The 23573-nt window shown below is 37.5% G+C and carries 18 protein-coding genes; 9 read left to right on the plus strand and 9 right to left on the minus strand.

What is annotated here, in order from left to right; all coding sequences use genetic code 11:
- Positions 1–46 precede the first annotated feature (46 nt).
- The 9 genes from QSE00_RS00765 to QSE00_RS00805 form a co-directional block, all read right to left on the minus strand.
- Positions 47–1738, minus strand: a complete 1692-nt coding sequence (locus tag QSE00_RS00765; protein WP_286104514.1) for a GMC oxidoreductase — start codon at positions 1736–1738, stop codon at positions 47–49.
- Positions 1739–1743: 5 nt separating this feature from the next.
- On the minus strand, positions 1744–2319 hold the full coding sequence (locus QSE00_RS00770) for a gluconate 2-dehydrogenase subunit 3 family protein (protein ID WP_110354190.1): 576 nt from the start codon (positions 2317–2319) through the stop codon (positions 1744–1746).
- 150 nt (positions 2320–2469) lie between these two features.
- Complete coding sequence (locus QSE00_RS00775) at positions 2470–4635, minus strand: alpha/beta hydrolase (protein WP_286104515.1); 2166 nt, start codon at positions 4633–4635, stop codon at positions 2470–2472.
- Between the two features lie 112 nt (positions 4636–4747).
- Positions 4748–7174: a hypothetical protein gene (locus QSE00_RS00780; protein ID WP_110354192.1), complete on the minus strand. Its 2427-nt coding sequence runs from the start codon at positions 7172–7174 to the stop codon at positions 4748–4750.
- Between the two features lie 388 nt (positions 7175–7562).
- Positions 7563–8762 carry an NHL repeat-containing protein gene (locus tag QSE00_RS00785; protein WP_286104516.1) on the minus strand — a complete coding sequence of 400 codons (1200 nt, stop codon included), beginning with the start codon at positions 8760–8762 and terminating at the stop codon, positions 7563–7565.
- A gap of 12 nt (positions 8763–8774) precedes the next feature.
- Positions 8775–10040, minus strand: a complete 1266-nt coding sequence (locus tag QSE00_RS00790) for a hypothetical protein (RefSeq protein WP_286104517.1) — start codon at positions 10038–10040, stop codon at positions 8775–8777.
- A 598-nt stretch (positions 10041–10638) separates the two neighbouring features.
- Positions 10639–12201 carry a SusD/RagB family nutrient-binding outer membrane lipoprotein gene (locus tag QSE00_RS00795; protein ID WP_110354194.1) on the minus strand — a complete coding sequence of 521 codons (1563 nt, stop codon included), beginning with the start codon at positions 12199–12201 and terminating at the stop codon, positions 10639–10641.
- Positions 12202–12211: 10 nt separating this feature from the next.
- On the minus strand, positions 12212–15541 hold the full coding sequence (locus QSE00_RS00800; protein WP_286104518.1) for a SusC/RagA family TonB-linked outer membrane protein: 3330 nt from the start codon (positions 15539–15541) through the stop codon (positions 12212–12214).
- 156 nt (positions 15542–15697) lie between these two features.
- Positions 15698–16867, minus strand: a complete 1170-nt coding sequence (locus tag QSE00_RS00805; RefSeq protein WP_286104519.1) for a FecR family protein — start codon at positions 16865–16867, stop codon at positions 15698–15700.
- A 122-nt stretch (positions 16868–16989) separates the two neighbouring features.
- On the opposite strand from QSE00_RS00805, the gene QSE00_RS00810 reads away from it, so the two are divergent.
- The 9 genes from QSE00_RS00810 to QSE00_RS00850 all read left to right on the plus strand — a co-directional run bounded on the left by QSE00_RS00810 (position 16990) and on the right by QSE00_RS00850 (position 23539).
- A complete protein-coding gene (locus QSE00_RS00810) occupies positions 16990–17586 on the plus strand; it encodes an RNA polymerase sigma factor (RefSeq protein ID WP_286104520.1) in 597 nt (198 codons plus the stop codon).
- A 519-nt stretch (positions 17587–18105) separates the two neighbouring features.
- Complete coding sequence (locus QSE00_RS00815) at positions 18106–18885, plus strand: PP2C family protein-serine/threonine phosphatase (RefSeq protein WP_286104521.1); 780 nt, start codon at positions 18106–18108, stop codon at positions 18883–18885.
- Between the two features lie 49 nt (positions 18886–18934).
- On the plus strand, positions 18935–19669 hold the full coding sequence (locus QSE00_RS00820; protein ID WP_286104522.1) for a LytTR family transcriptional regulator DNA-binding domain-containing protein: 735 nt from the start codon (positions 18935–18937) through the stop codon (positions 19667–19669).
- A 1-nt stretch (position 19670) separates the two neighbouring features.
- Positions 19671–20339 carry an FHA domain-containing protein gene (locus QSE00_RS00825; protein ID WP_110354199.1) on the plus strand — a complete coding sequence of 223 codons (669 nt, stop codon included), beginning with the start codon at positions 19671–19673 and terminating at the stop codon, positions 20337–20339.
- Positions 20340–20341: 2 nt separating this feature from the next.
- On the plus strand, positions 20342–20590 hold the full coding sequence (locus QSE00_RS00830; RefSeq protein WP_110354200.1) for a hypothetical protein: 249 nt from the start codon (positions 20342–20344) through the stop codon (positions 20588–20590).
- A gap of 2 nt (positions 20591–20592) precedes the next feature.
- Positions 20593–21180: an FHA domain-containing protein gene (locus QSE00_RS00835; protein WP_286104523.1), complete on the plus strand. Its 588-nt coding sequence runs from the start codon at positions 20593–20595 to the stop codon at positions 21178–21180.
- Positions 21181–21265: 85 nt separating this feature from the next.
- Complete coding sequence (locus tag QSE00_RS00840; protein ID WP_286104524.1) at positions 21266–21973, plus strand: hypothetical protein; 708 nt, start codon at positions 21266–21268, stop codon at positions 21971–21973.
- Complete coding sequence (locus QSE00_RS00845) at positions 21954–22328, plus strand: protease inhibitor I42 family protein (protein ID WP_286104525.1); 375 nt, start codon at positions 21954–21956, stop codon at positions 22326–22328. Before QSE00_RS00840 ends, QSE00_RS00845 begins: the two co-directional genes overlap by 20 nt.
- A gap of 5 nt (positions 22329–22333) precedes the next feature.
- A complete protein-coding gene (locus tag QSE00_RS00850; protein WP_110354204.1) occupies positions 22334–23539 on the plus strand; it encodes a C1 family peptidase in 1206 nt (401 codons plus the stop codon).
- Positions 23540–23573 lie beyond the last annotated feature (34 nt).

Below are 23573 nucleotides of genomic sequence, written 5' to 3' on the forward strand. Positions count from 1 at the left end.
GCTATGGGTATATTGTTTATTTTAAATCAACCCAATGAAAAAAGACTTAAAACATTCCTTTTTTCATTTGTTTAAATGCATAATCACATGCTCTTGCCGTGAGTGCCATATACGTAAACGAAGGACTCATATACCCTGAAGAAGGCATACACGAACCATCGGTTACAAAAAGGTTGGGAACATCATGACATTGATTGTACTTATTGAGCACAGATGTTTTTGGATCATTCCCCATTCTCGCCGTTCCCATCTCATGTGTTGCATCGCCAACAATATGCGAACCTTCATACACCTTTATATTCTTCGCTCCCATAACCTCCAACATTTCAGCAATTTGGGATTTCATGTCTTTTCTCATTTTCATTTCATTTTCCTTAAATTCAGCTGAAATATTCAATAAAGGAATTCCCCATTTATCTTTTTTAGTAGCATCCAATTCTACCTTATTTTCAAAATAGGGCAAGCACTCTCCATACGCACTAAGCTTCACTTCCCAAGGACCTGGCTTTGTTAATTTTTCTTTGAATTCATCCCCAATACCTATTTGTGCAGGGTTCACTCCCTGTCTAGCTGCCATGGCAGAAACGCCGTAACTTCTTAGGAAATCCATTTCCTGCTTCACTACATTTCGAAAGGTGGGAATCGCTAAATTGGATGGTCGATGTCCTTTATATATTTTATCTTCATACCCTTCCAGAATTCCTTCTCCCCCAATATTTTTATGGTGTCCCATTAAATAATGTCCAAGTACTCCGCTGGAGTTGGCAAGCCCGTTTGGAAAACGAGCCGATTTGGAGTTAAGTAGAATTCCTGTTGAAGCTAAAGTTGAGGCACAGAGAAAAATGACTCTGGCATAGTACTCATTGGTTTCTCCTGTATTTGCATCTATCACCTTTAATCCGATGGCCTTATTTTTTTCGGCATCATATATAACAGACGCTACTATGGCATTTGATTTAAAGGTGAGTTTACCTGTTTCATAAGCAGCAGGCAGGGTAGAACTATTACTACTAAAATAAGCTCCAAAGGGGCAACCTGTATGGCACATATCCCTTGATTGGCATTGGGACCTACCTTTAAATTGCCCTGGCTTTATTTTGGTTAAATGCGCCATTCTAGTTGGTGTCAACCTTCTATCCGGATAATGCGATTCTAGGCGTTCTTTAATTACCTTTTCAGCGGTATTCATTTCAAAGGCAGGAAGAAAATCCCCATCTGGGTAATGGGGTATATTTTCTTTAGTACCGCAGATCCCTATAAATCTTTGAACATAATCATACCATGGCTTTATATCTTTATATCGGATCGGCCAGTCTACTCCATGCCCATCCTTAAGGTTTGCTCCAAATTCAAGATCACTCATTCGAAATGTGCCCCTACCCCAAATTAAACTTCTCCCACCTGTCTGATAACCTCTAAACCACCTAAAGGGCTTATCCGGCGGATTCAAGTAAGGGTGTTCTTTGTCATTGACAAAAAAATGTTTGCTCGATGAATCAAAATTGTACTTTTTACTTTGTATGGGATACTGCTCTTTATCCTTAAGCGAATCATGGCCATGATACTTGTATTCCCAAGGAGCCTTATAGGTTGTTGAATAATCTTCAATATGTTTCACATCCCGTCCCCTTTCAAGAACAAGAGTTTCAAATCCTTTCTCTGTAAACTCTTTGGCGGCCCATCCTCCAGTCATTCCTGAGCCAACAACCAAAGCATCATATGTATTTTTCTCTTTCATAGCTGTTACATCCTGTTTCCTATAGTTATTTTATCCTCCTTTTTAAGTTCTATTTCCCCTTGATAGGGACCTGGTACCGGATTATAATTAAGATTGTTCAACGCCCCCTCTTTCGTAGAAAAGTAAGTCTTTATGGTCAACACCTTAAATGAATAATAAAAAGGCACCAAATCTCCATATTCCTTGCTCATAATATCTTCATCAACTTGTTTTAAATAATCATGCTGTTCCTTTTCGGTAAGATTTAAAAAACTTTTCCCTGTATTTGATTTACATGTTTCATCAAATTGTATCAATCCTTTTAAAAACTTTTGTTGAACGTCTTTTTCAAATACATCCTTGAGCAATAGATCTATAAAATAATTAACCTTTACATCCGATGCACTTGGAGTTGTTGTTCTAGGTATTATTGTATCTGAAATTGTTTTTATCAAATCATTTTGATAATCATTCAACACCAATAACTTGTTGGTTTCCGAAACTTCCTCCTGACAGCTTTGCAAGGCTGTCAAAAGTGTTGGTGCTAAAAAAGCCGATTTTAACAACCATGATATATTAACCAATGCTTCTCTTCTTTCCATGTCTGTTTTCTATTAGTTACATCTTTGCCTTTTTGTGGGTATTGGCCTTATAAAATTTCCCATGTTCCCTGTAATTTAAGTTTGTTGTGTTTTAGTGCCATATTTTTCGTAACTGCCTAAAAAAATTGCTACCCTTTTAATTATAGAATTTCATTTTAACCATGTAAGTAATTTGGATATTGTGAGTTGGCTTTCATTCACATTAGTACTTATGACCATATTTTTTTCACCTCCTTTTTTCTTGTAAACTTCTAAAGGAAACTTAAGACTATTTTCAATGTTCAACATACTTGCCGGATGTCCGTCACCGGACATAGGATCAACTACCAGGACCTTACGCGGATACAACGAAGCCATTAAATCGGGCAAGTCATATTTTTCTATAGCGCCCGAAACGGTGTGCGGAATATAAGATGGGGCATACAGCTTTGTGGTAGCTATGTCTATATAACTAAGAAAAGGGTTGATCAGTGCGATTTTATCGATGTTGTTAGTGAAAGCAGCAGCATGAAGTAGTTCGCTACCTAGAGCGCCATTGGAAATGGCGGCAATGTTGGTGGCGTTTAATTCTTTTTCGGCAAAATGTAGGATTCTTAAAATATCTTCCGATCTAAGTCCTACAAAAGAATTAGCTGTTAGATTGGCAGCAAACCATTGGTTGTAAGAGACTTCTTTAATATAGGAATCCCCTTTTAAATAGCCAGGACCAAGCTCTCCAATTCCGGGTAAATCTGTTACCAAAACGGTGTACCCTTTGTCTAATATCCCGGAAACGATGCTGTCTTGTTGAACCGCGTGTTCTATTCCTTTTGTGTCAAAATACAGTACCACTTCATTTCTTATATTTTGTAGTGGTTTCAATAGGACTACAGGAAGCATGTATTCCCCGCTACCGGATACCAAATATTTTTCCAGTATACGGTTGCTTAGGTATCTTCCAGAAAAGATGACCTTTTTTAAATTGCTAGGTGCTTTAAACCCGGAGATTTGTTTCGCATCCGTTACAATTTTGTTGAGGTGTGCACTGTAATCGCTCCGTTTCTTTAATAGGGACGCTTCTTGTTTAGCAACCTTGGCTTTATTTAGTGAAAATATGGTTTCTTTATTAAAAGATGTATTTAGCTGACCGGTTTTGCTTATTTGAAGTTCTTTTACTGTGGGAACCTCAACTTCCATATCTACATTCGACCCTGGGTTATCCAACTCTTTCTGAAAAAAGGCATACATGGCTTCCCTGTTCTTTTTTGTTGATTGATGTATTGCATCATCTTCAATCATAGAAAGGTTTTGCGGTTTCCCTAAAGCGTCATACATAGTTTTGACCTCTTGAAAGGTTTCTCGTGTTCCCTGTATGCTGAAGAAATCGCGGGTGGTACTAATGATAAAGGTTGGTTTTGGGGCCCTTGCTTGAATGAAATCTGCATGGTCAAGTCCTTTGCCGACCATTTGATATAAATTTTGCTCGGCACATTGCGGGCCTCTTGATCGGTATAGGTATTCATAGCTTGTAATATAACATTCAGGCGCAGTGGCAAGGACCCTATCATCCAAAGCGCCTATATAGGCCGTTAGGTTGCCTCCACCAGACCTTCCGGTCATTCCCAGTCTATTGGGATCTACTTCTTTTCTAGTGAGGAGGTAATCGATGCCTCTAATAACGTCCCAAATAAAATAACTTGCAGTAGAATACCCGGAAATTATACATTGTGCGCCGGCATATGAGTGCTCATGGTCAGGAATTGGTAAAATGGATTGGTTAATTTGTTCATCCCAATATTCGTAGCGTTCGCCTTGTCCCATGGGGTCAATTGTAAATACCACGAACCCTTTTTTAACCAAATTGATAATAATATGCTGGTATATTTCTACCCTGAACCCTTCCCGTGAATGTCCGCAAGCATAAAAAATGGTCGGAGCATTTTTTTTAATGCCATCTGGGATGTACAGGGCACCTGTGATAAAGTTATTTGGAACCGATTCGTAGATGATTTTTTCAATTCTAAATCCATCTTTTTTTAAAACATCGGTTATCTGGACATTTAAGGGTGTTTTTTCTGGAAATGGCCCAGCGGCCTCCAACAGTTTGTTTTTTACGGTAGTTTGCCTTTCTAGCCAGTCTTCGGCTGTCTTTAGGTTGTTGGTTTCACTTTTGGTCTGTTCTAGCTGATCATACGCAATAGCGCTAAAGTGTTTGTATAGGGAATTTTCAATATCCGAATACGATTTCCAGTACTCAAAAAAGCTTACATCTTCTTGCGCACTTAGCTGTTGTGTTAGAAAGCAGAAAAGAAATAAGAATTTGATAGCGTATTTCATGGTCCGTAACTTTAATTGCATTAAAAGATGGTTCAATAGTTGAAAGTGTTAGGTGAACTACAAACAATGGGCAGGAGGTCTAGGGGGTGACCTGTTCCCATACTATACTTGTTTACTCTATTTTTGGCGACCCGTGCCAAACACTGGATCCAAATGTAGTTAAGTATACCTTTTCCGTATTATTTTCATCAATAATTACACGGTGGCCCCAATGAAAATCGTAATCTTTGAGCTTATTCCATGTTTTTCCATAATCATTGCTCCTATACGCACCTTGATTAAAGGTGTTGCAATAAATCCGCCCCGGATGATAAGGATCAACGGTTACGTCATAGACATATTGATGTTCATCAAAAATTTGCTTCCAAGTACCCCCACCGTCTTCGGATACCAAGATACCTCCGTCCAAATCCATTAATTCATTTCCACCAGTGGCATTGGCAAGTGACCCCCCAATTAGATCACTTAAATGAATATCTGACCAAGAGCCTACATAAAGCCTATTTGGGTTTTGGGGATCAAAAGTGAGTCCGTTGGGAAACTGAACCTTATCACCAAGGTCTAGGGCTTTCCAGGAATTTCCGCCATCTATAGATTTGTACAGATTCCCCATAAATACCTCCCTGCCCGCTTTTTCGTTCTTATGTTGGGGTATGGGTGAGGTAATTAAAAACAAAGTTCCATCGTCTTGTATTGTGAGTTCAAAGGCAGCCAAACTGCCCTCTATACCGTTGTTATGTAGCTTCCAAGTTTTTCCATCATCAATAGATTTATAGACCCCTTTGCCATAGGCCGCTATATAAAGTGTTCTATTGTTTGCAGGAGAATTTTTGTCCAATACAATGGAAGTTGTTGGCGTGTTAGGGCCAAGACCTTCTATAGTGGGTTTCCAAGTTTTACCCCCATCAACTGAAACTGCTACCCCTCCTTTATAATATTTTTCTTTCCATTTTGGGCTTCTTGTCATTTTTCCTCTCGGAAAATCGTGTAATCCAGACCACACAGACCAAACTTTATCCTTTACTTCCGGGTCAAAAGCCATCCAATAACAAGTGTTCTGCCATTCAATAGGGATGCCCTTGGTGGATCTATACCAACTTTTTCCCCCATCGTATGAATGGTGGAATCCTATATCCGTAAAGCTTATTGCTATATGATCCTGATCAAATGGATCGAAATGGACGCCATAACTTGTTGTAACATTAATACCTCGACTTGTAAAGCTTCCTTCTTTTTGCTTATTGCTATATATTTCGGTCCAAGTTTTACCTCCATCCACGGTTTTCATGGTGCGATACCAATCTGTAATTACAGCTACATCGGAATTGATAGGGGAAACGCCTACATCTATTAAAAGAATGAATTCTCCCCCGAAAGCTTCTTGAACCCATGCATCACTTAAGTTAGGTGCATCTTTTCCGTCCCTTACACCGTATTGTCCAATACCGCCACCTCCTTTCCATACCCAATTCCATGATTTACCTTTATCTTCAGACTTTAAAGTGCCATACCAGTGGGATAATCCATTGTCTTGTTTCTTCTCCTTATAGGACAAAGTAACCGCATAGACATTTTCGGCGTCGTTTTCGGAAGCGGATATACTTTTATAAGTTGGGGCTATAGATTGTGAATTGTTAAAGGTTGGATCTTGGTTTAGTTCCCAAGTAAGGCCTAGGTCATTGCTTGTCCATAAAGAAGTCTTGGCTACTGCATCTGGTCTACTGTCACTACCTGCATTGTTTTGTAAAGCATAGAAAATAAAATCTCCACTGTTTTTTATGTTGCCTCCAGTATAGGAAAAGGCCGGTTTCATTTCATTTGGGATTGGATAGGTGGTATGTTTCCAAGTACCTTTATCTATTTTAATGACGCTATTTGTTGTAAAAACATATACCGTATCCTTCAGATATTGCGCATTTGTGTATATGAATTTAATGTCATCATCCAGTGCTATCCTAGTCCAGTTTTCACCTTTATCCGTTGAATAGTAAAAAGCCTTGTTAATACTGAAATAAATATGGCCAGCATCTTTGGGGTCTGCTTTGATATTTTTTATTCGTATTCCTTTTCCACTATTGGCGTATAAGGAATTTTCTTTTGCTTTTATTGAATAATTGGCATGATCCCCAACAAAAATTTCCTCAATAATATCCTCTTTCTTTGGGAATATCATTTCCCATGTTTGTCCTCCATTTTCTGACCTATTTAAAGAGGATGCCCCGATATAGACCGTGTTCTCATCCAATGGATCATAGGCAAATGAAGAAGAACCATTTGGATAATTTATTTGTGAATAAGATTCTCCCCCATCCTTGGTTAAATAAGAGCCTGTCATATCACATCGTATAAGAAAATCGTCCGTACTCGAATATGAAAATGTAGGCATAAAAGTTGAACCTCCACCGCCGGGTCCCATATGGGTCCAGTTTTCAGAAGTCTCATTTCTTATGGTTTTATTTTTATCAACAGTAGAATCTATGCATGATATGAATACTGATTGTAATAAAAAAATACATGCTATTTTATGAATAAATCTCATATTTCTATTTTTATCTTATTTTAATTCGCCCTCTAAATAAATTGCGTTAGACGGCCAATTTCTATTTGTTGTTGAAATGGCCAATGTTTTTGTTGATCATAAAAACTAACGTTCAAACTAAAATGTGCATTAGGTCTATTCAATAACAACGGATTTACCTATGAGAATAAAGGTTGGTTATATGAATAGCCAACCTATATTCAACAAACAACTAACTATAACAAACAATACTAAACTATTCCTTATTTTAAGACTGCACATTGGCCACTATTTTCTGTTGTGGAATTGGAAAATCAACTCCCTACTCCACCAGTGTCCCCCCTCTGTATATTCGAACGTAATGGTCATTTTTTATGCTTTATAATACAATACCATATTTTAAAGCGGTTTATTTTTGAGGAACCTCCAATACCATAATTTGACTTAGGGATTCGCCTTCGCCCATCACAATATACCTACCGTCTTCCGAAGATGTAACAGTCTCTATATTAAAGGACCTCCAACTAATTCCCTGTTCAATGCCTGGTGCTACCATTGTAAATTTGGGGTTTCCAAAATCATAAAACCCAAAATCTGAATCGTACCTGAATAAATGGGCGTAACCCGGTGTGCCACCAGCAACGCCATATAATTTGCCATTTCTTCCAAAACTTAGGCCCTTTAAGCGATTCAAGGTAATTGGCTTACCTAGATTTTTTACCACACCTGTAACAGGATTCAACGTAAACAATTGTCCATCGCCGGAATTGCCTCCATAAAGAATACCCTCTTTGTCTTTTGCCCAAGAATCAACCCTCCCAAGTATGTTTCTTTTCCATACCACTGGCAACGTATCATCAAGTATCCTTAAAGTTTCGGTACTTGGATCGAAGGAGAATAGTTTGTTCATGGGGGCGCTGCCATAAATTTTCCCGTCATTGCCTTGTATTAAGCTTCTGGACAGATAGTCTTGAGGGCGTAGGTCATACGTTTTGTATTCGGTAAGATCAGATTCAGAAGGAATAATGCCCTCAAATATTTTGGTCTTACCACTTTCGGTATCATACACAAAGAAATGCCCCTTTGGATAACTGATTCCATAAATTTGTGTTCCAGCCGTATCACCGACCAAGGTAAATATGCCTTCACCCTTTACGGGAACACCAAGGTCTATTATTTTTAATGCGCCGTTTGAATTAATTGAGATTTGGAATAGATGGCCCCCGTTTGTATTATTTTCCTTTGAATTGGACATACTTCCGCAATACAGTAATCCATCCTTGCCTATACCAAAACCCGATTGAATACTTTCCTGGCCCGGTATCAAGCTACCCAGATCCTTAAAATCTACAGGTTCCCTTTGACTTAACGATGCAGAAAATAGGAAGGGGGAAAGTCCTTCATTGGCGGTTGTACCTCCAATTATATAATCTCCGTATACATGAAGGGATGTAATGGAATTTCTATAAATAGGCAGTCTTTTTAAGTCGGTATTTTCTAAGGAAAGCTCTATGGCAAAGCCATCCGGTCTTTTGTTTACTTGTGAGCGTATATGTAAGAAACAAAAGAGGGCCAATGCCAATAATGATACTCTTATTTTATTTTTCATTTAATAACGTATTTAGTATTTAAGATCCCTTGCAGGATTAAATTTGATCATAAAGGGAGTAGAGTTATGGTTATCGCCCTTTCTGCCGGCAAAGTATATATTGCCATCTTCATCGATCACATCGGCACCAGTGGCTTCATGTACTACCGAAGTAGGGTACTGGATCAATACTTTCCGTTCCCGTGTCTTAGGGTCAAATTCAATAAACAGCGTACTATTTTTAACAGCTTCAATGCCATGGCCACCTACAAAATAATAGAGCTTTCCGTTTTTGCCCATCGCTAGGTTTGGAACATAATAGTTCCATTTTTCCTTTCCTTTAGCATCGTAGACCCCACCTAAATCCTCCACTTTACCGAACCCGGTTTTTTGGGGGTGATAGGCTAATATTTTTCCGCCATAGGTTATTAAATAAACAATGTTGTTGGCAGTATCCTTTGCATAGGCAGTAATCCCCGTTATTATGGAATAGCCGGGTGTTCCGGGAAAGGAAGGCAGGCTTTCCTTCGCAAAAATGAGCTTTTCCTCGCTCTTCTCATATTTCACAAGCCGTTGCCTCCAATCTACATAGTAACAATTGCCCCAAGTATCGGTAAACAATACCCTAGGGACATGTCCCGACCCCAATCTGCCCAAATCCTTTAAATCGTTCTTATTTGCGTCATAGATGAGAAAATGAACTTGCGGAAAAGTGGTACCGTACAAATTCCCTGTTTCCATATCAATATCCAGGTCTTTGGTACTTTCATATTGCAAGCCCATACCCAAATTGGTCAGTTTATTATCGGCTGGATTCCATTTCATAAAATAGCCGCCTACATAGCCAAGGGGACCATCCATAAAATACAAATGCCTATAATCCCCTCCATCTGTAGAGAAATAAACAGTGCCTTCTTTATCAAATACTATTTTTGAATGAATTTTTCCCTGCCATTGAAACGGCCTTAAATTGGCCATATCTGCAATAAACCCGTTCAATTTCATTTCGTTGCGGGCAATATCATATTCATAGAGGCCAACTTTATTCAAATGATTGGTTACACCTATGTACACTTTGTTATATACGGGATTGTAACCAATATCTCCCCATGTTGAGTGGGCTTCTGGAAATTCAGGGTAACTGATAAACTCAGGATTGTTTTTTATTTGAGTTGATCGTTTTTGTCCATAGGCATCAAAAGCAACTACAAGCAAGAGAAATAAAAATATTACTTTCTGGTAGATGCTTGTGTATTCAAAATAAACAAACAATAATCCTTTTTTTCTTTTTTTCGTCATTTCCATTTTTTTAAACAAAAAATCAATTTATTTCTACGTTTCAAGTCTTTCTTGCATGCCGTTATTTATAAGTTAAAAACCAAGGCTTTCCTTATAGCTGCCAAACTATTTTCTAGCCTATGATTTATACCTTGTCATTGACAAATTTTTAATCCATATAGATTATATGCCCCATTGATGCCTTCGTTAAATTAGCTATAACCACAGGGTCTCCATGGCCTTTTTTTCTGATGTTTCCGTTAGTAGCCCCTGTTCGATTGAAACAATAAGGATAATGGACAAGCTTGGTTGGTTCCATTATTTATATTGTGTTCCGAAAATTGGTGAGAGACTTTTCTTGCTCTATCTTAACAAACATAGCCCTGCTGCATCCCATTGGGATAATTAGCCAAAAAAAACATTAAAAAGGTTTTAATCCTGGCATATTTGGGTGCAATAAAACAACCTTCAATAGGTCTTATTGCCAAGGGATTTAAATCCTAAAAGTTTAAAATCCGATGTACAATTTCTTGCGAAACCTAACACAATTGTTCCACTCACTTGAAAAATTGTCCATGTACTAAGAAGAGTGTACATCGGATTATTATATTTATATTTTTTAATTCTTATCCCACCACAGAGGCGTGGTTATTAAATCTGGGCCACCTAACAAATTGATAGCCTCATCGACAGCTTCGCCGTTCGACTGCTTTTCGTATAAGAGAAAAGGAACCCTTCTAATCCATTGGGTGGTTGGATCGGTAATTTCAATATTATCAGAATTAGCTACAGGATATAAAGGCAGTCCCCGGCTACGTCTGTATTCAGCCCATGCCTCTACACCATCGGGAAATAGAGCAATCCATTTTTGCATAAATATTTGCTGGAACTGAATGTCCTCATCGGTAGTATCGAACTTAACCGGTATATCACCTATAGGAGGTGATTGTAGAAAATCGTTTGGAGCTGCAGGAGTAGCGTTGCTGTTAATATATGATTCTATGACCGAAGCGTCCGTAACACCCCATTGCATTAATGAATTTTCGATTCCTTTTTCATACAATTCTTCGGGGGATCCTCCCATTTCCCATCCAAGCAAAGCACCTTCAGCCCTTAGAAAGTAAGCTTCGGCAGAAGACATTACATTCAATGGTGTAGAATAAAAATCATCTATGCCTCCTGAAGCCGGAGATGTCCAACGAGGGCCAACATGTGAATTTGAGTGGGCACTATTCATTTCATCCGACAATTGTTCCACACTTAATCCATTTCTTAGGCCTTCATATTCACCGGTATTAACCGATGGTAAAAAATACTCAGGAGTTCTTGGGTCATCATATCCTACCAAAGCAGATTCCATTGCAGCACTCATTCTGAATTCATTCCATTCAGACATTTGTGAAATCGGATTTATGTCAATGGTATTTTGCTGAATTAGTGCATCATCCTCTGGACTACTTTCAAGAACAGTGTTGGAAAAGGCTTCCTCCCCCTGAACTTTTGCCAATTCTGGATTGGTTTTGGAGATTCTTATTGCCAGTCTCAGTCTCAAGGTATTGGCAAACTTAATCCACTTATTAATATCCCCTTCATACATTAAGTCATAGGATCCAAAGGGTTTCAGGTCGCTTGGCAAAGCCTTTAACGCCCCTTCAGCCCTATCCAGTCTTTCAAAAAAGTCATTATAAATACTTTCTTGGCTGTCATATGGAATTGAGGTACTTGCCTCACCAGCTTTTGAATAGGGTATAGGCCCCCAGTAGTCAGTAACCCTATGAAACGAATAAACCCACCATATTTCAGCAAGTGCATGTTCAGCTGAGTTTTCTTCGGAATTATCCAAAATAGTCTGTAACTGTGGCATAACATCCACATATATTGGGTTAAATGCATTCCTAAGCCAATCCATCCTTATTACCAACCTATCCGTTGGGAAATAGGAAGTTACGTTGGAAAAATATTGTGCGTACTGAGCTGAAAATAAGTTTTCAGGAGTTTGTCCTCCAATAGGCACCCCAGTAAGCGCTTTTGAGAATAGAAAAGGCAACTCGGATGGGCCTACTGTGGCAATTGAGTTTACGTCCGTATTAATTTCAGTATAATCATCGGTGCAAGCGGTATGTATTATAATACTAACCGTAACCAAAAGGCACATTCTTAATTTTATTGTTATCTCTTTCATGATTATTCTTTTAAAATATTAGATTAAGATTAAAACCAAAACTCTGTGTTGATGGAATCGCACCATATTCGGTTCCATCCGCATATTTACCCATGTCAGGGTCAAACCACATCTTGCGTTTCCCTAATCCTGGAATATCCAATATAGAGCTGCCTCGATATATCCAAAATAAATTACGAGCTATAAGTGAAAATCTTGCTTTTTTTATAAATAAATTAGATGGCAACGGTATGTCATACCCTAATGATACTTCCCTTAGTCTAACGTTAGAGGCATCATAAGCAAAAAATTCTCCAACCCCTGAGCGTTTACCGGATACAGTTTGCCAAAATTGCTGGGAATAAATGGTTGTTGAAACGGGATTCCCATCCAAATCAACACCTCCTAGATTCCATCCTCCCTCTCTGTATTTTGCAGTTGCTTCGGTTATACCGCTGAAAGACAGGTTCTGTTCGGTATTTGAAACCATTACCCCTCCAAACTTACCGTCAACCAACATCCTCAAAGAAAAATCCTTGTATTTGAATGTGTTGGTTATCCCAAATATTTTATCTGGATTTGCGTTTCCTATTACTTCTGGATCGAGACCGGATTGACTGGTAATAAAAGGGAGTCCGTCATCGGTAACGATATAGTTGCCATTATCATCCCTTTGCCATTGATCCGCTATTAAATCATTATAGCTACCACCAATTTTTGCTTGAGGAACAGCTCCAAAATTACCAAAGCTTCCCAAGTAAATAGTATCAAGATCATCTGTTAAACTGATTACCTTGCTCCCGTTGAATGAAAAATTCAGATCAACTTCCCAACTGAAATCTTCAGAAAATATTGGAAAGCCGTTTAGTACCATTTCCAAACCTTCATTCTGAATATCCCCCGCATTAATATATCTTTGGGAATAGCCTGTAGCAACAGGAAGTGAAATCCTAATGAGTTGATTGATCGCGTTGCTCTTATAGTAGGCAAGAGAAATTCCAGCCCTGCTATTAAAGAATCTCGACTGTAATCCAGCTTCCCAGTTTTTTACAATCTCAGGTTTTAAATCTGGAAAAGGAAGAACATTGCTTCTACTCAAGTACCCATTACCTGCTCCTTGACTGTAATTATAGGAGGAAGAAAGCAGTCCAAACTGCCCACCATTACCAACCTCGGCATAGGTAACATAAGTTTTTAGGAATGATATGGATTCAGGTAGTTCTATCAAGTCGGATAAGACCCCTGAAAGTCCTGTAGAATAATATTGGAATGAGTGTGGAGCCGGAAGACGTGAATCCCAATCGTTTCTAAAACTGCCATTTAGAGTTATGGCATTATCTTTAAATGATAAATTGAGATCTCCAAAAACAGACTGAGTTTGTATTTGGGTTAATGTGGAATTAAACTGAGGATTGGTAGCAAAATTTAAACTGAATTTATTGGCTACATTTAAACCATCGGCTATATCATTTTTTACACCAAATTGTCTGTCTTGATATATGGCCCCAACAGAATAATCAACACTAAAATTTTTGCTTAATTTATTATTCCCTTGTAAGATTAAATCGAACCATTTTTGAATACCGGAAATACCTGATTCTCGATAATACCCGCCCTTATTTCTGGCGAATAAAACTGTTCCAACATTGGTCATTTGTTTTTCTTCCTCAAAGGACTTTGCCAAATTGGCTCTTCCTGTTACACTTAACCAATCGGTTACATCCAATTTAGCAGATATAAATCCCGATAGTTGATCTTTCTTCCCTTCAAGGATATCCCTATTTACGATCCAATATGGATTTTGATAGTTAGAGGCCAATGTTGATGGCCAGGGAGTAGGCATGTAAACACCAACATTATCCAATGCCTGATAGTTTCTGGCATCAGCATCACTAACATTTCTAGGTATTTGATAAATATTCATAACAGGCGTATTATTCGCCTCACCTGCTCTGGTTTTATTGTCAATGATCTGGGTTAGATAACTTACTTTTGAATCTAGCGTAATTTTATTTCCAATTTTATTTGATATCCTGAAATTAAAATTATGACTCGTCAAATTATTGGATGGAATAATACCCTGGACATCTTTTTTGGTGTATGACAAAAATGTTTGTGCTTTTTCCAAGCCACCAGAAACGCTTATGGAATTCGTGGAACTAATTCCATTATTAAAGAAGTCTTCTATATTATTGGGTTGAGCCGAATATTGTCTTGATTCACCCAAATAGTTTACGTATTCCTGACCTTCCATTTTAGCTCCCCAACTTTCTCCGGAAGCCGGATTTAAGAGACCGGCACTTCCTTGGCCATAAATATTTTGAACCATGGGTAATGCAAAAGGTGATTCAACAACAACGCTCGAATTTACATTTACGGACACATCGCCCCCCCTTGTCCCTTTCTTTGTGGTTATTATTATAGCTCCATTTCCAGCTTGACTACCATACAAAACACCTGCGGAAGCTCCGGGAAGGACACTTACCGACTCAATATCATCTGGATTAATGTTGGAAGTTGAATTGTTGTCGATGTTTGGAACCCCATCGACCACTATCAACGCGGAGTTGCTACCTGCAAGGGAACGGGAACCTCGGAGTATAATTTCGGAATCACTACCTACACCCCCTGCACTTTGTGTAATTTGTGCGTTGGCAATCTTGCCCTGAAAAGAGTTTATGAGATTATTTGGATCCCTAACACCGGTTAATTCAGAAGATTCAACACTTTGCGTGGTATAAGTTAGTGACTTTTTCTGTCTCCTTATCCCTAAGGCGGTAACGACCACCTCCTCCAAGCCTGAGGTAGTTTCTACTAAATTTATGGTAATGGTGGATTGCCCGCCAAGATTAACTTCTTTGGTTGCAAATCCAAGATAGGACACCACTAAAACGGCATTTTCATTGGCTACTGACATGGAAAAATTACCGTCGAAATCGGTGAGTGTACCATTGGTCGTCCCCTTTTCGATAATATTGGCACCTGGTAAAGGTTGTCCATCATCATCCAAAACAGATCCTGACACAGTGAAAGTCTGTATTTCCTCACTGGTGGACTCGGTAGCAATAATTACGATTTTATTGCCCTTAATATTTAACTCGAAATCTTTACCGGAAAAACAGGTTTCCAATAATTTATTGGCACGGATTATGCCTTTTTTAAGTTGTACTTTAGGCGTATCCTTAAATAGGTTTTCTTCATATATGAACGTGTATTCTGTTTGATTTCTTAATAAGTCGAATACCGCATCAATGGATACTACCTGATCCTTGTCAATATTAATTTTAGTATTCTGTGAGAAAATATCACTCGAAGTAAATCCAAAGGCAGTGGAACAAAGCAAAAATATGAATGTTCTCATAATGAACTTTAGTAGCTCTTTCCGCTGACGGAAAATAGTGTTAGTAAATTTAATTTTCATAAATTTGAGTATTAGTTGGTTAATATTATTAATCAATTGATGCAAAGAGGGGACAAAAGCACAGTACTGTCCAGGTATAAACTTTGTTCCCTTTCTTTATTTAATAGTAATCTTTTTGTTCTTTATTTCATAGGCATTTACGGAATTAGTAGTTAAGATACTGTTTAATATTTCTTCGATAGCTTCTTCTTTCTTCAATACGCCATTAAATTTCACGTATTTAAGCTCAGGTGTTGAAAACTCTATATCTACGTCATACCAGCGTGATAGGACCATGGCAATTTCTTGTAACGACTTGCTTTTAAAACTAAAAAGCCCCCTTCTCCATGCAATCTCTTGGCCTACATTTGTGGGGTTGATTATTATAGTATTATTCTTGAGGTCTAAATTGGATTGCTGATTGGGTTTTAGTACCTGAGTAGTTGTAGCAGTACTTACAGATACCATGCCCTCTACCAGGGTGGTATATATATTGGTTTCGTCTTTATAGGCTTTGACATTAAACTCGGTGCCCAGTACCTCTATCTCTTGGGATGCGTTTAAAACCTTAAATGATGCTCCTTTATGCTCCGTACTTGGAGATACCTCAAAATAGGCTTCACCATAGATTAATTCTACAATTCTAGTGGTTCCCTCTGCAAAGGCAACGGGATACTTTAACTGACTATCGGAGTTAAGCCAGACCAATGTTCCATCTGCCAATTTTATGTGAAATTGCCCCCCTCGTGGAATGGTTAGGTAATTGTATGCTATCTCAGTGGTTATTTTATTGGAGGAGTCATATACCAATTCCTCCCCATTGCTTTTTATATTTTCAGTTTGTATTGTTTTTCCTTTTTCCAAATCAATACTTGTACCATCTTCTAAAGTAAGGATGGCCTTGTCCGTTCCTGTTTGGATAATATTTACAACCTCTACCGCTGTCTTTGTTTTAGGGTCTAAAGTATCCGATCCACTATTGATTATTTCATTTTTGAAAAGATATCCAATGCCCAGAACCATAAGTATTACGGCAGCGTATTTTACAAAATTCCTGAATTTACGCATTTTAGCCGCTCTTTTTTCCCGCTCGATAAATTGTAGCAACTGTATCTTAGAATCATCCGTGCCAAATTTTTTCACATTCAAATCTATTACATGGTTGATTTTCACGTACTTTATAAACTCCTCCTTATTGGAAGGGTCTTCAATCCATTTGGAAAGCTGATCCAATTCAGAAAGGGAAGCTTGTCTTGTAAAGTATTTTGCGATTAGATTTTGGATCATTATTGACAACAGAAATTGAACTACATAATTAAAACGCAATAATTTTCTACAACCCTTGCTTTTTTACGAATTATTTTTCTTACTTGTCAAATATTTACAATTATTATTGCAATTCCTATATTATGAAAATGGATTTTATCAACGAAGTTATCTTAGTTCAGGGATTAAAAAAAGGTGACTCCAAAGCTTATACCTATTTGGTTGAAACATATCACCAAAGACTATGTACCTATGCATTTGGACTTATTGGGGATTATGATATTTCGGAAGATATCGTTCAGAATGTCTTTATAAAAATCTGGAAACAGCGAAAAAAGTTAAAGGACGACGTTGACCTAATAAATTATTTATATAAATCCGTATATAATGGGTTTGTTGACCAATACAGAAAGATAAGACCTGTTTTTTCATTGGAAAAAGTACATATCGATTCCCTTAGGGTGTTTGTCCAAGATGATTCGGAAAATTCTTTGGAGAGATTACTTGTTCAGGTGAAAATGGAAATCGAGAACCTACCTCCCAAGTGTAAGCAAGCATTTTTGTTGAGCAAGCAGGACGGACTTACCAATATTGAAATTGCTGAGTATTTGAATATTTCCAAGAAGTCCGTTGAAGGACATATTACAAAAGCATTTTCTATTTTACGTAAAAGCTTGGATGGTAAAATGAAAGGCGTTTTCCTACTTCTTTTTGGAATGGATTTAAAAAAGGAGGTCTAAACTCCTTAACCAATGGCTAGTATATAATTTGTAACCCGAAAATTTTCAAGCCAATAATACACGCACCACATTCAAGACAGCCCTATCCAACTCTTTTAATCAAGTCCATATCTATGGCCAATTTTGATATCCCATAAGATGCCTGGTAAGGTCGATAGCCCTTCCTTTTTGCTTTAAGCAGTTGGCAAAACTTTGACTGACTACCTAACTGCCAAAATGTTTATATATTCACACAAATTATAAAATCCTTTAATTTCCTCTTGTAGGCTTGATGGGTTTATGTTTTCCATTTGTAGCCGGATTAAACCCTCCTTTATTGGAATGGGGAATACCAATGGTTTTCCCAGGGAATTTCGTTATTGTGGGTAATATGTGGATTGACAGGAGTTAATTATATCCTAGTCCTTTGTATATTAAAACCATGATTTGGTACAAAAAGAGAAGGTTTAGGTTTTATTTAGTTCTTTTTTTGTGTTATGGGATTCAATAGTATTCCTTAAATTATTTAAAAATAGAATAGTGATCGTATTTAGTTATAGCCATATTGGCAAAAAAAAGAACAATGAGGATGCACTTCAATTTAATGAAAGGTGCCTGCTGATATGTGATGGTGTTGGAGGGGGTGTAAAAGGAGAATTGGCAAGTAAAGAAGTTTCGAATTATATTCTTCAAAACTTTGACAATGAGCCGTTAAATGAACCGAGCTTAATAGAATTGGCCCGGAAAGCTCAAAATCAATTGAATAACTTGGCATGTAACGAAGCTGGTTTGGATGGTATGGCGACAACCATAGCGGCAATTTTTTTGACAAAAACAGGACTTTTTACTATGCATGCCGGTGATAGTCGAGTGTTTTTTGTAAAACCTAGGAAGAAAAAATTTTGGCAAACCTGGGATCATTCCTTGGTATCATCCTTGGTTAGATCAGGTGAGATAACACGGGAACAGGCAAGGAAGCATCCGCTAAATAATCAAATTAATAAGGCATTCATAGCTAACTTGAAAAATAGTACCATTGAACCGGAGATACATCTTTTATCGGATTTAGAGGAGGGCGACATATGTTTTATATGTTCGGATGGGGTACTGGAAGCATTTTCGGACTATGAGCTTTTAAGTTTGCTAAGTGAAGATAATTTGGATTTGAAAGAAAAACTGGAACACATAAAGGAAAGGTGCAAAAAGGAGAGTAGGGATAATCATTCGGCTATAATTGCTGTATTTGAACAAAAGGACATAATTTTTTTCTCCCATTATCCAACAAATTGGTCTTTAATAGATTATATAGTCACAAGTTAAGTTTTAAAACCATTTTTTTTTATTTTGTCGAGCAAAATAAAAACAAGGAGTGGTTAGCAAGGGTACCTTATTAGAATTTGAGAACTTTCCCGATTTAGAATCTGAAGAAAGTATAAAAAGACAATGGGCGTTAAATAAAAATGCTTTTGTGGATAATGGCGAAAAACTAGTCTTTTTTTATCTTGAGGACAACAGGTTGGAAGATAGGATTAAACTTAGGGGTTTTTTAAGCTATTACAGAAATAACGAAAGGGAGCTTAACAAACAAAAAAATTTAAATAATCATGCCAGAATAGTTGTTACGGTTAGGGAGGCTTCTCTTTTTTATAATTTTTATGGATGGGAGGAAGATATTTCATTTTGTTACAATTTGGACAATGATCCTAGTGATGTAATGAAAAAATTGGTAAATAGGTTAATGTACTATCCTTTTGATAAAAATGCGCCTATAGAGAAAATGAAAATCAAATCAAAAGGAAGTTTTGATCTGGAATTCATTTCTGATATCTGTTATTGTGTGGCTTCACAAAATTATACGGAGATTCATTTGGCCAATGGAAAAAAAAGATTGGAAAGCAAGGCCATTGCGTTTATTGAAAAAAGATTGCGCAATGTTTCATGTATTCAAAAAGTGGGTAGATCCTATATGATCAATAGAAATAGAATTTTAAAGGTCGATGCAGAAAAAGTGTGGTTTACGGCAAACCATGGTTGTCCTTCACGAATAGTAAGTCTAGGGCCGGAGTATATAAAAAGAATCCGAAAATTTGTTTACTGGTACTGATATGAAATTTACTATAGGAAGAAATGGGGATAACAATTATATAGTTGACCACGATACTGTAAGTGGTAATCATGCTGAAATTCTTGTTTCCGATGATTTTAAAAACTTTACCCTGGTGGATCTTGAATCAACAAATGGCACCTATGTAAACGAAATAGAAATTGTATCAAAAAAGATTACGGCAAAGGATGTAATTCAGTTTGGAAGTCAAAGGGCAGACCAAGAGAACTTATTCGATCATCTATCAAAATATATAAAATCCCAAAGAACAGACTTTTCCCCTGAGTTTGGCCAGCTCCTTAAAATTGAAACTGCCTATAAAGCCAAACGAAGGAGCCTTAATAAGAATTATAAGCTCATTGCCATGTTGCCAAGACTGATCATAACGGTTTTGGTGGTGGTGGTAATTTACTTTTTTCCCAATATAAAATCGGAACTAAGGTATCCACTGATGATTGGGGCAACTTTTTTAGGAAGTACAATTTCAACCTTGGGCATTTCAGAAAGAAAAAAAGAAGAACTTTTGGACAAACTGAAAACTGAGTTTCAGCTAAGTTTTGTATGCCCTAAATGCGGTTCCGAGTTATCGGGCAAGGAGGGTATTTTCTGGAAAGAAAAAAAAGCCTGTAGAAATAAACAGTGTAATGCCACTTGGCAAATTAAATCATAATTATGAAAGATCTTATCTATGAAATAGAAGTTGATGAACCTTCTATTATTGAGGAGCTTCATGTAAGTGAAAACAATTTCATTGAATTGGACTATAGTTATTTGGATGAAGAGATTGAAGAGGAGGTTGACATGGATGCTGAAGTTGAAGATTCTCTTTATGATGATGAAATAGACGAGGGGAATGCAACAGGAACGGACGATAATGACGATGACAACTACGAGGACGATAATGAGGACCTAGAATTTTAAATATGCAGCATACGTGTAAATCTTGTGGGACTAGGGTTAAAATTCCGGAGGAGTGGATTCTAATAGGGCTGGATCAAAGAATAAAATGTCAGGTATGCGGTAATCGGGTCAATCTCAAAATAAAAGAATTCGTCGATAAAAAAAATGCTTCGACGGCTAAGGGTAAAACCCCAAAAGGCACCGTTATTATAGCCCCACAAAACGAAACAAACACAAGATACCGCCTCTCCATTACCGATAGGAATACAAATAAAACCCTTGCCATATTGGAAATCGATACCCACAAAACCTATATTGTAGGCAGAAGCGTACAAAAAATAAATCTGATGGACCAAAGCGCTGAGCCTATCATAATACCTACCGAATTTGATCCAGCAGTTTCCCGAGTACATTTTGAACTAAAATTCAGATCCATAAACGGTAGGTCAAAAATTGTGATCAAAGATTTAAATAGCCTGCATAAAACCCATTTGTTGAGGGATGGAAAATCCCAAACCGTGGAGGCTCAGGAACAGGTTTTTGTGGATATATCGGATACCATAAAAATAGGGCAGAATACTTTAATTGGTTTTTCAAAGAGCGACTTTTAGTCTTTGATATATCAAAAAGCCGATTTCATGTAAGAAAAGAATGGCTATAGCATTTGTGATACTAGTTTTAAATCAAAATAAGTCAATGAGCAAAGAAAATATAAAATTAAAGGTGAACCCCAACCAACGCAAAAAACTCACTTTTAGAGTTACGCCGGAAGGAGCCCAGTTATTGAAAAATGGTCAAATGCCTTTGACGGCATTGGCAGGATTGTTAGGAGGAATAGGAGGTGTTAAGGGTGTTGAATATGCCAATGATAGATTTGCGGAAAGGGATGATTCGTCAGGTAGTGATGATATTGAGGATGCCGATATTGAAGAAGATTCCAATGACCTATGCGAATATGAAGTGCCCACCTCTGTTGAGTTTTCGGAAAGTGTAACAGATGAAATGTCCTTTAATCAAGCTTTTCAAACGGCAAGGGAAGAATTGGGACAAGGAGGTTTTTTTACATGGAGAGGGCAACATTATAATACCTATAATAAAGAGGAATGGGATTCATTTTCTGAGGAGGATAAAAAGGAATTTTTCAAAATGTTCCAGGAGAATACTGATTTTGAAAACGGAAAGGATAACACCCATGAAGATACTATAGTACCAGATCACGGGGGGAGTGAACCGGATCCCAACAGGAACCAGGAAAAAGAACAGGAAGGCGATGAGGGAAATGAAAGCAGTGAAATCGAAGAAGTAACCTTGGAGGAAATTGGTTCGGATGAAGAAATTATAGAGGGCTTAAATGATGGGGAAGCGTACACGGAAGAAGATAATTATGGAGAAGATATTACATAGAGCAATGGATTGGAAAAGATTGTTTCCCTTATTTCTTTTAATGCTTACGGTCTGCGTTTCATGTACATCAACAAAGAAATTAACCGTTGGGGAAGAATTTAAAATTGTTTTGGAGGGTGAAGGTGATGGTGGATTTTCTTGGCAATTTGTGGAAAATCCGGAAATCGTATTAACCGATTCTTTAAAAATAGACAAGGAAAAGGAAAATGGCCTTTCTGAATACTCCAAAGTTTTTGTTCTAAAAAGTCTTAAATCGGGTTCATATATTTTACAGTTTAAAAAAATAAGAAGTTTTGATCCCGATTTAATTTTAGAGGGTCACTTAAAAGAAATAACAGTCAACATTAAGAAATAGATAAAATGAAAAAAGTAATTATTGGTTTACTTTGTTTAATGTTCTTTCAGATTATAGTATCCCAAAACAAAGGTACTGGCTTAATTCCCTTAACCCCTGAGGAAATGTTAAAAATCCAGGAGGTCCACAGTGAATTTATTGGAGCAGGGGATTTGTTATACGACAAATTATCAAGTTCCTACGGGGATGAGAATCAAGAACGTTTTGACTTGCGTTCGGTAAACGGAATATCCGAAGTTAAGGATCAATTCGAATGTGGGTCTTGCTGGGCTTTTTCCACCTTGGCAGCGATGGAATCGAGCAACCTGCTAATTAATCAAAAACAAATAGATCTAAGTGAACAGCAATTGGTCAATTGTATAGGACAAAGCAAAGGTTGTAATGGAGGTTACCCTGAAATGGCATTACAAGAGCTACTAAAAAGTGATAAGGGAGTAGTAAGTGAAAAGGAAATACCTTACCAAAATAAAAAAGGGTATTGTGCCATTGCCCAAAATTCACCTGTAAAAGTTTCCAATTGGGGACAATTGGATGATAATGCCTCCATAACTGAAATTAAGAGGGCTATTGTAAAACACGGCGCCGTCATAGCTGCTTTGAACGCCAGTAGTACCGCTTTTCAGTCTTACAATAGTAAATCCGGAATATTACAGGATAAAAATACAGGAAAGGTGAGTCATGCCGTGGTCCTGGCGGGCTGGGACGATACCAAACAAGCTTGGCTCATAAAAAACTCTTGGGGAATAAAATGGGGGCAAGAGGGCTATGGCTGGGTAAAATATGGTAAACAGGACCTTAAACGTTTTTCATGGGTAGATGTTACACGGTTGGATGATAGTTATCAGTTGCCACAATTTACGGAAGCTGATAAGTATACATTAAATATATCAAGTGTGTTGGGATCAATCCAAGATTATCAAATCCTTGGCTTATTTATAGATAGCGGTAAAAAAGTTTATAGATATGGCATGAACAAAAAAAATGTCAAGTACAATAATAAGGTGAAATTAACTCCAGGAGCACACAAAATTGTGGTTGTTACCTATTCGAAAGTTTCCAAGGATGGTAAAAAATCTACGATTTTGGGGGAAAGTGTGGCCAAAACAGTTGTGATGAACGCAGATAAATCGTTTAAATTATCGTACAAGAAACGTATAAAAAATCCAAATGTCTTTTTAATTGAATTGGAGGAGGTAAAAGTAAAGCGGTAAGGGATTCTTATAAGAAACCATTGGATTAGCGCAA

This window comes from Arenibacter flavimaris (genome assembly GCF_030291335.1).
In the GTDB taxonomy this organism is placed as follows: Bacteria; Bacteroidota; Bacteroidia; order Flavobacteriales; family Flavobacteriaceae; genus Arenibacter.

Bases quoted from the DNA above. Each gene is read 5' to 3' on its own strand.
- QSE00_RS00780 (WP_110354192.1), bottom strand. From the start codon at position 7,174: ATGAGATTTATTCATAAAATAGCATGTATTTTTTTATTACAATCAGTA.
- QSE00_RS00790 (WP_286104517.1), bottom strand. From the start codon at position 10,040: ATGACGAAAAAAAGAAAAAAAGGATTATTGTTTGTTTATTTTGAATAC.
- QSE00_RS00785 (WP_286104516.1), bottom strand. From the start codon at position 8,762: ATGAAAAATAAAATAAGAGTATCATTATTGGCATTGGCCCTCTTTTGT.
- QSE00_RS00765 (WP_286104514.1), bottom strand. From the start codon at position 1,738: ATGAAAGAGAAAAATACATATGATGCTTTGGTTGTTGGCTCAGGAATG.
- QSE00_RS00800 (WP_286104518.1), bottom strand. From the start codon at position 15,541: ATGAGAACATTCATATTTTTGCTTTGTTCCACTGCCTTTGGATTTACT.
- QSE00_RS00840 (WP_286104524.1), top strand. From the start codon at position 21,266: ATGAGCAAAGAAAATATAAAATTAAAGGTGAACCCCAACCAACGCAAA.
- QSE00_RS00795 (WP_110354194.1), bottom strand. From the start codon at position 12,201: ATGAAAGAGATAACAATAAAATTAAGAATGTGCCTTTTGGTTACGGTT.
- QSE00_RS00825 (WP_110354199.1), top strand. From the start codon at position 19,671: ATGAAATTTACTATAGGAAGAAATGGGGATAACAATTATATAGTTGAC.
- QSE00_RS00850 (WP_110354204.1), top strand. From the start codon at position 22,334: ATGAAAAAAGTAATTATTGGTTTACTTTGTTTAATGTTCTTTCAGATT.
- QSE00_RS00770 (WP_110354190.1), bottom strand. From the start codon at position 2,319: ATGGAAAGAAGAGAAGCATTGGTTAATATATCATGGTTGTTAAAATCG.
- QSE00_RS00835 (WP_286104523.1), top strand. From the start codon at position 20,593: ATGCAGCATACGTGTAAATCTTGTGGGACTAGGGTTAAAATTCCGGAG.
- QSE00_RS00845 (WP_286104525.1), top strand. From the start codon at position 21,954: ATGGAGAAGATATTACATAGAGCAATGGATTGGAAAAGATTGTTTCCC.
- QSE00_RS00810 (WP_286104520.1), top strand. From the start codon at position 16,990: ATGAAAATGGATTTTATCAACGAAGTTATCTTAGTTCAGGGATTAAAA.
- QSE00_RS00805 (WP_286104519.1), bottom strand. From the start codon at position 16,867: ATGATCCAAAATCTAATCGCAAAATACTTTACAAGACAAGCTTCCCTT.
- QSE00_RS00830 (WP_110354200.1), top strand. From the start codon at position 20,342: ATGAAAGATCTTATCTATGAAATAGAAGTTGATGAACCTTCTATTATT.
- QSE00_RS00775 (WP_286104515.1), bottom strand. From the start codon at position 4,635: ATGAAATACGCTATCAAATTCTTATTTCTTTTCTGCTTTCTAACACAA.